This is a genomic window from Corynebacterium sp. HMSC29G08 (genome assembly GCF_001806875.1).
Taxonomy (GTDB): Bacteria; Actinomycetota; Actinomycetes; order Mycobacteriales; family Mycobacteriaceae; genus Corynebacterium.
The window spans coordinates 1-7,965 of the sequence record NZ_KV786240.1 but is presented as its reverse complement, the minus strand read 5'-3'; the positions used below and the strand labels follow the sequence as shown (position 1 = coordinate 7,965).

Here is a 7,965-nt window from a genome sequence, read left to right as displayed (position 1 = left end):
TTGATGGTGTCTACTTTTCGGGGGTCGGGCCCGCACAACCACCAGCAGAAACAATTACCCAACTACAACAACAACTCGACGAATTCGCTGGGTACTACAACACACAGCGGCCCCATCGAGCACTCGGACGCCGCACACCCGAGCAGGCCTACACCACAGGCCCCAAAGCCCAACCCACGGACAACCCAAATGACGAATGGCGCATCCGCAACGACATCGTCGGTGTCAACGGCAAGGTCACCATCCGCTACGCCGGAAGGCTCTACCACCTAGGCATCGGACGCGCCTACGGCGGCAAGCACATCCTGATGGTCATCACCGACAACCACGTCACCACATCGTTAAAAGAGACCGGCGAAATCATCACCGAGCACTACATCGATACATCCCGCAATTACCAAAAACCATACTGGCGAAAAGGCCAACCCCCACTGACCTAAAAACAAAACCGGCACCTCGGAAAAATAAAAACCGAGGCACCGGTTTGTCCACCATGTCGCGACTGAGTTGTCAACTATGTCGCGACTGAGGACAAGAGTGCCCCAGAGAGGAATCGAACCTCCGACACCTTCTTTAGGAGAGAAGTGCTCTATCCACTGAGCTACTGGGGCAGTGGCGCTAGATTACCGCAGCGCCACGCGGGTACTGAAATTGGCTTACTCTTCGCCAGTCAGCTCGCGCAGCTTCGCACGAACTGCGGAGGCTTCCGGATTGGTGGCGTGGGTGCCGTCAGAGTAGAGCACGGTGGGCACGATGCGGTTTCCCTCATTAACAGACTTGATCCACTCGTTGACATCATCCATACCTTCCGCCTCAACGTCTACAAGATCGTAGGGCGTTTCCGTACGGTCCAAGCGCTGACGCAGCTTCTGGCAAAATGGGCACCAGTCCGCCGCAAAAATGGTCACATGATCGGTAGTTTCAGGAGTTTCAACGGTAGTCATTATTGCCTTTCGTAGCGTTGGAACTTGTAGCGAATACCGGACGTAGAGGTTTGCCACTCGCCGTCAGACACACAGGCAAACTCGGGTCTAATACGCGGCGCGAACACAGGCGTGGTGAGGGTGGGAGCCAACGTGGCGTCGATAAGCGTGAGTGCAATAACGTCCACCTCATCCAGCGTGGCCTCATACAGCTGGCCGCCACCGATAATCCAGGCGTCAGTCTCTAAATCCGGCAGGTCTGTGGACACGTAGGCGCCATCGGACCATTCGCCCGGCTCACGCGAGGACAAGACGTGGTTGGCGCGCCCAGGAAGCGGTTTTTTCGGCAAAGACTCCCACGTACGGCGACCCATGATGATCGGCTGGCCCATCGTCGTTTCTTTAAAGTGCTTCAAGTCTTCTGGCAGGTGCCAGGGCATGTCCTCGCCGTTGCCAATCACACCATCGAGGCTTTGTGCCCAAATTGCTCCAAGCGTTGCCATTAGACGGACACCTGCGCCTTGATCGTCGGGTGTGGGTCGTATCCCTCAACCTCGATGTCGTCGAAGTCGTAGTCGAAGATCGACGCAGCCTTGCGCAGTTTGAGCTGCGGGTATTCACGGGCGTCGCGCGAAAGCTGCTCGCGGACCTGCTCCAGATGGTCGGTATAAATGTGGCAGTCGCCGCCCGTCCAGATCAGCTCACCAACCTCAAGGCCAGCCTGCTGGGCAAACATGTGTGTAAGCAGTGCATACGAGGCGATGTTGAAAGGCACGCCCAAGAACATGTCAGCAGAGCGCTGGTAGACCTGCATGCTCAACTTGCCGTCCGCCACATACAGCTGGAACAGCAAGTGGCACGGCATCAGCGCCATCTTGTCCAACTCAGCCACGTTCCACGCAGAAACCAATATACGGCGAGAATCCGGGTTCTCCTTCAGCTGGTCAACCACCTGCTGAATCTGGTCAATGTGCTGGCCGTCCGGGGTAGGCCAGGAGCGCCACTGCACGCCGTAGACCGGGCCGAGCTCACCGTTGTCATCAGCCCACTCATTCCAAATGCGCACGCCGTGCTCCTGGAGCCACCGCACGTTCGAGTCACCGCGCAGGAACCACAACAACTCACCGACCACTGCTTTGAAGTAGACCTTCTTGGTTGTCAGCAGCGGAAACGACTCCGCCAGGTTGTAGCGAATCTGGCGGCCAAACACGCTGCGCGTGCCCGTTCCAGTGCGATCACCCTTTGCAACGCCGTGCTCGAAAACGTCCTGCAGCAAGTCCTCATACGGAGTGGGGACAGTCACTAGTTGCTAACTCCTTCGTAGCTGCCGTGCTGGTCATAGAAAGAAGCGCACGCCGCAAGAATGTCGTCAGCGAGCTCAGGACGGCAGATCAGTAGATCAGGAATGTAAGTGTCCGCGTTGTTGTAGCGCAACTCGCTGCCGTCCAAACGCGAGCAGTGCAGGCCAGCCGCAAGCGACACACCCACCGGCGCAGCCTGGTCCCACTCGTACTGGCCACCGGCATGTACGTAGGCGTCATAGTCACCCAACAGCACGTGCATGGCCTTCGCGCCAGCTGAGCCGACGTGCGCCGTTTCAAAACCGATCTGCTGGGCCACATACTCTGCAACCGCAGGCGGACGGTTCCTGCTCACCGCAACCTTGCCGGCAAACGGGCCGGAGACATGGCGCACGTCAGAAGACTTAAACACCACACCCAGATCCGGCAGACCAACAGCCGCGTGGGTTGGCACACCGTCTTCCACCAAGGCGACGTGTACCGCCCAATCCTGGCGGCCGGTGGCGAACTCCTTCGTGCCATCCAAAGGGTCCACGATCCACACACGGTTATTGTTCAGACGCGTTGGGTCATCGGCGGCTTCCTCGGACAGGAACGCGTCGCCGGGGCGGTGCTGCTCCAGCACGCGGGCGATCCAGTTCTGCGCAAGGTCATCACCAGCCTCACCCAACTCGCGGCCGCGCAACAGGCCAACGCCGCGGATACCTTTAAGGATCTCGCCGGTGCCTTGCGCAATCAGATTGGTCAACCTGGAATCGGAGTACTGGGCGCTCATAGCCTCTAACCATACCGCTTCCGCGTAACATGGTCCGAGTGTCCGATAACGTTCTCGATCGCTTCCACCCCCAGGTGGCAACGTGGTTCGAGGAGGTCTTCGCCGAACCCACCCGTGTGCAGGATTTAGCGTGGCGTTCTATCTCCGTCGGAGAGAACTCACTTGTGGTTGCACCCACCGGTTCTGGCAAGACGTTGGCGGCGTTTTTGTGGTCGCTTAACGCCCTGGTGGAGCGTGCCGGTCAGACGTCGCTGCCAATTGATGGTGCGCACACTTCAACCCACGGGGGCACGCGGGTGCTCTACATTTCGCCCTTGAAAGCGCTCGGGGTGGATGTGGAGAATAACCTGCGCGCACCCCTTGCCGGCATCGCCCGGGTGGCCCAGCGCATGGGTAAACAAATGCCGGATATTTCAGTTGGCGTGCGCTCCGGTGACACCCCACAGGCGGAACGCAACCGGCAATTGCGTAAGCCGCCAGACATTCTGATCACCACGCCAGAGTCGCTGTATCTCATGCTCACCTCCAAAGCGGCAGGCATTTTGAAGACGGTGGACACGGTGATTGTGGATGAAATCCACGCGCTTGCCGGCACCAAGCGTGGCGTGCACCTGACGTTGTCCTTGGAACGTCTTGAGCGGCTGGCGGGCAAGTTTCAGCGCATTGGGTTGTCGGCAACGGTGCGTCCATTAGCAACTGTGGCTAACATCCTTGGCCCGCGCACCACGATTATCAACCCGCCTGCGGAGAAGAAGTGGGAGCTTGCCGTGCGGGTGCCGGTCGATGACATGAGTGACCTGCCGGTGCCGGAGGAGGCCTCCACCATCGGCGATGCGGTGATTGATGATGGGCTTTTGCTTGATAGCGCCACCCCGGGAGAAACCTTCAGCGGCACCCACCAAAGCATCTGGCCACACATTGAGCGCGCAGTGTATGACGAGGTGATGGCGCACCGTTCCACGATTGTGTTTGTGAACTCGCGCCGCACCGCGGAGCGCCTGACAAGCCAGATCAATGAGCTCTGGGCCAAGGAACACGACCCGGACGCGTTAAGTGTGGCTACGCGCCGCCCACCGGCACAGTTGATGAAAATGGTGGATACTGCAGGCCACGCCGCACCCGTAATCGCACGCGCCCACCACGGCAGTGTGTCAAAGGAAGAGCGTCTGCAAACCGAAACCATGCTGAAAGAAGGCACGCTCAAAGCGGTGATTTCCACCTCATCGCTAGAGCTGGGCATTGACATGGGCGCAGTTGACCTAGTCATCCAGGTGGAATCCCCGCCCTCGGTGGCCTCCGGCCTGCAACGTGTCGGCCGCGCCGGGCACTCGGTGGGGGCGGTCTCTGAGGGCATTTTCTACCCCAAGCATCGTTCAGACCTAGTGCAGACGGCGGTCACGGTGCCGCGTATGCGTCAGGGCCTGATCGAGGAGCTTTCACCACCGCGCAGCCCCCTCGACGTACTCGCACAGCAAACCGTGGCTGCGGTTGCGGTGGAAGACTTAGATGTGGACGAGTGGTACGACACCGTACGCAAAGCCTGGCCCTATAGGGACCTTGCACGTGACGTGTTTGACTCCGTGATCGACCTGGTCATTGGTGTGTACCCGTCGACCGACTTCGCAGAGCTTCGTCCGCGCGCGATCCTGGAAGGCAACGTGCTCAAGGCCAGACCCGGCGCGCAGCGGGTGGCGGTGACGAACGCTGGCACCATTCCGGATCGCGGCATGTTCGGAGTATTTCTCGTCGGCTCAGAGGAAGGGCAGAAAACACCTCGACGCGTGGGCGAGCTGGACGAAGAGATGGTCTATGAGTCCCGCGTGGGCGACGTGTTCACGCTCGGTGCGTCATCCTGGCGTATTGAGAACATCACCCGCGACCAAGTGCAGGTCTCACCCGCGCCTGGCCACACCGGACGTCTGCCTTTTTGGACGGGCGATGGCTTGGGTAGACCCTATGAGTTGGGCAAGGCGTTGGGGGAGTTTCGTCGGCAAGCAAAAACGGCTCTGGACGAAAGCTTGGATGAGCGCGCACGCACCAACCTGCTGCGATACCTCGACGAACAGGAGGAAGCTACCGGCATCCTGCCGGATGAAAAGACGCTGGTGCTGGAGCGTTTCACCGATGAGCTGGGGGATTGGCGAGTAGTGCTGCACACCCCGTTTGGCAAAGGGGTCAACGCGGCGTGGGCGCTGGCCACCGGCTGGCGGGTAGCCGAAGAAACCGGCATGGACGCCCAGGCTGTGGCGGGTGATGACGGCATTGTGCTGCGCCTTCCGCAAGGGGAGAAGGAACCGGACGGGTCGATATTCCAATTCGACGCCGATGAAATCACAGACATTGTCACCGAACAGGTGGGCAACTCCGCACTGTTTGCCTCGCGCTTCCGTGAGTGTGCGGCGCGTGCGTTGTTGCTTCCGCGCCGCAACCCGGGCAAGCGTGCACCGTTGTGGCAGCAGCGACAGCGCGCAGAGCAGCTTTTAGATGTTGCGCGGAACTACCCGAGCTTTCCCATCATTTTGGAAACGGTGCGCGAGTGCCTCCAGGACGTCTATGATCTGCCTGCCCTGCAGGAGGTGATGCGCGATATTAATACGCGCCGGGTGCGCATCGCGGAGGTGACCTGCGACCAGCCGAGTCCGTTCGCCTCGTCGCTGCTGTTTAACTACACCGGCGCGTTCATGTACGAGGGTGACACCCCGCTGGCGGAAAAGCGGGCGGCGGCGTTGTCTTTGGACCCGTCATTGCTGGCCAAACTGTTGGGCACGGTTGAGCTGCGCGAGCTGTTGGATGCGGACATTATTGCTCAGGTGGACACCTCGCTGCGTCGGGTGGGCCGTGCCTCCACGAGCGAGCAGTTCGCCGACACGCTGCGCATCGTCGGACCTGTGCCTCTCGACGATCTTGCTACCTACACCTCGGTACCACTGACCTCTTTGGAGCAGGCGCTTGGGGAACGCATGATGCGGGTGCGTATCGGCGGGCGCGAGCATGTTGCCCAGGTGCTGGATGCGCCGCTGCTTCGCGACGGCTTAGGTGTGCCCGTCCCTCCCGGCGTTGCTGCCCAGGTGCAAACCATCCCTGACGCTTTGGCGCAACTGGTGGGGCGCTGGGTGCGCACCCGCGGGCCGTTTACGCTGCGGGATCTAGCGGATGCGTTCGGGCTTGCGGTGGGTGCCGCGTATGAGCCGCTGTCGCGCCTTATAGAAAACGGCAAGGTGATTGAGGGCCGCTACCGCCAAGGCGTAGAGGAGCAGGAGTACGTTGCTGCCGAGGTCTTACGCATCATCCGCTCCCGTTCGCTTGCAGCGGCCCGCGCCCAGACCCGGCCCGTGTCGCAATCGGCCTACGGACGGTTCCTACCTGCCTGGTCGAACGTTGCCTCGGTGGGGGTTACGCCTGCGCTGCGGGGCGCTGACGGTGTCTACTCGGTGATCGAACAGCTCGCCGGGGTACGGCTGCCGGCAAGCGCCTGGGAATCGCATATCTTCCCGTCCCGCGTTGGCGATTACTCGCCGACGATGCTCGACGAGCTCACCGCCAACGGCGAAGTCACCATCGTCGGCGCTGGTAAGGCCGGAGCGCGTGACCCGTGGATAATGCTGCTGCCTGCTGACTACGCGGCACAGCTCATGCCGCAGGTGGAAGAACCCCTGTTATCGCTGACCCAATCCCAGGTGATGGAGAAGGTGCGCCGCGGTGGCGGGTTCCTGTTCCAAGACTTGCTTGGTGTCGCTGAGGCCAAGCACACCACCGCCGAGGAGCTGCGCGAAGCCATGTGGGACTTGGTGGAGGCTGGTTTCCTCTCGCCCGACTCCTTCACCCCGATCCGCGCCCGGTTAGCGGGTGGGAAGACAGCTCACCGGGCGCGTCGGAGGCCGCAACGAAGCAGGGTGCGCTCGGGGCGAACATCGTTTGCTTCGACGGTCCCACCTGACATGGTGGGGCGCTGGTCGCTTACGCCCACGCCTGATAGTGACCCCACGCGCCGCTCTGTCGCGTTGGGGGAGAGTTTGCTGGACCGCTACGGGGTGGTGACTCGCGGATCTGTGGTGGCTGAGGACATCCTCGGCGGGTTCGCGCTGGCGTATAAGACGCTGTCGGGATTTGAGGAATCAGGCAAGGCGATGCGCGGCTACCTGATTGAGGGCCTTGGTGCCTCGCAGTTTTCCACCCCGGCCACGATTGACCGGCTGCGTGGCCAGCAGGATTCCGATGACGTGGTTGGCTGGCCGTCGGGTGCCCGCAACCCTTTGGTACACGTGCTGGCCGCGACCGACCCGGCGAACCCCTACGGGGCTGCGCTGCCGTGGCCGGCGCAGGGTCCGACGCGTGCGGCCGGGGCAATGGTAGTGCTGATAGACGGCTTGCTGGCTGCTCACGTCACCCGGGGTGGGAAAACCATGACCACGTTTTTCGACACGTTCCCAGACGGTGTTGAAGACCCGATGCCACTGGTCTTGGATGCCCTCGCCAGCGTTGTTCAGGCGAGGCGGATGCAGCCTATCAACGTGGAGAAACTCAACGGTGAGTCTGCCTTCTCCTTGAAGGAATACGGCGCAACGGTGACGCATAAGGGCGTGAGGATCGGTGCGAAGGTGTTGGCGCCGCCGAAGCGTCGCGGACGCAGTATTACGGAAGCGCTGGGCGAGTTAAAAGGCGCCGATGGCGAGGGAATCCATCTCAGTTTCGACGACTGAGGTCGAGGAATGGAACCTTTTGCGTGCACACTTTAGTGGACATTGCCTGTGCCGAATTTCAGGAAGAGTTGCTCGGTGGTTTCAATCGCAAGCTCACACATCTCGTCTTGCGTCACATCCGATGTAAGACTTCCTGCCGCTGCGCCGAAGCCGCCTCGCAACGTATCAATTTGTGTGTAACAGTCGCTTGGATCATGGTCGATCGCTGCAAAAGCGAATAACTCGGGGATAAGTGTTGCGCGCGTGCATTTAGTAACACCGTGGTG

General features: G+C 60.8%; 7 protein-coding genes and 1 tRNA gene. 2 read left to right on the top strand and 6 right to left on the bottom strand.

Features of this window, described 5'->3' with window-relative positions; all coding sequences use genetic code 11:
• A partial coding sequence (locus HMPREF3101_RS05240) for an integrase core domain-containing protein (RefSeq protein WP_141737365.1) occupies positions 1–440 on the top strand: 440 nt, incomplete at its 5' end.
• 98 nt (positions 441–538) lie between these two features.
• Here HMPREF3101_RS05240 and HMPREF3101_RS05235 read toward each other — a convergent pair.
• From HMPREF3101_RS05235 to HMPREF3101_RS05215, 5 genes are all read right to left on the bottom strand, one after another.
• Positions 539–611 (bottom strand) — tRNA-Arg (locus HMPREF3101_RS05235).
• Between the two features lie 45 nt (positions 612–656).
• Positions 657–944: a mycoredoxin gene (locus tag HMPREF3101_RS05230; protein ID WP_210386172.1), complete on the bottom strand. Its 288-nt coding sequence runs from the start codon at positions 942–944 to the stop codon at positions 657–659.
• Positions 944–1,426 (bottom strand): dihydrofolate reductase, encoded by a 483-nt coding sequence (locus HMPREF3101_RS05225; protein WP_070463396.1) that lies wholly within the window; start codon positions 1,424–1,426, stop codon positions 944–946. The genes HMPREF3101_RS05230 and HMPREF3101_RS05225 overlap by 1 nt, the downstream gene beginning before the upstream one ends.
• Positions 1,426–2,226, bottom strand: coding sequence for a thymidylate synthase (locus HMPREF3101_RS05220; protein WP_070463394.1), 801 nt, complete (start codon positions 2,224–2,226; stop codon positions 1,426–1,428). The genes HMPREF3101_RS05225 and HMPREF3101_RS05220 overlap by 1 nt, the downstream gene beginning before the upstream one ends.
• The gene (locus tag HMPREF3101_RS05215) at positions 2,226–2,999 is read right to left on the bottom strand and encodes a 3'(2'),5'-bisphosphate nucleotidase CysQ (RefSeq protein ID WP_070463393.1); all 774 of its coding nucleotides are present in this window, start codon (positions 2,997–2,999) and stop codon (positions 2,226–2,228) included. The genes HMPREF3101_RS05220 and HMPREF3101_RS05215 overlap by 1 nt, the downstream gene beginning before the upstream one ends.
• A 38-nt stretch (positions 3,000–3,037) precedes the next feature.
• On the opposite strand from HMPREF3101_RS05215, the gene HMPREF3101_RS05210 reads away from it, so the two are divergent.
• On the top strand, positions 3,038–7,699 hold the full coding sequence (locus tag HMPREF3101_RS05210; protein WP_070463391.1) for an ATP-dependent helicase: 4,662 nt from the start codon (positions 3,038–3,040) through the stop codon (positions 7,697–7,699).
• 32 nt (positions 7,700–7,731) lie between these two features.
• Here HMPREF3101_RS05210 and HMPREF3101_RS12280 read toward each other — a convergent pair.
• Positions 7,732–7,965: hypothetical protein (locus HMPREF3101_RS12280; protein WP_210386171.1), on the bottom strand; the 234-nt coding region annotated here is incomplete at its 5' end.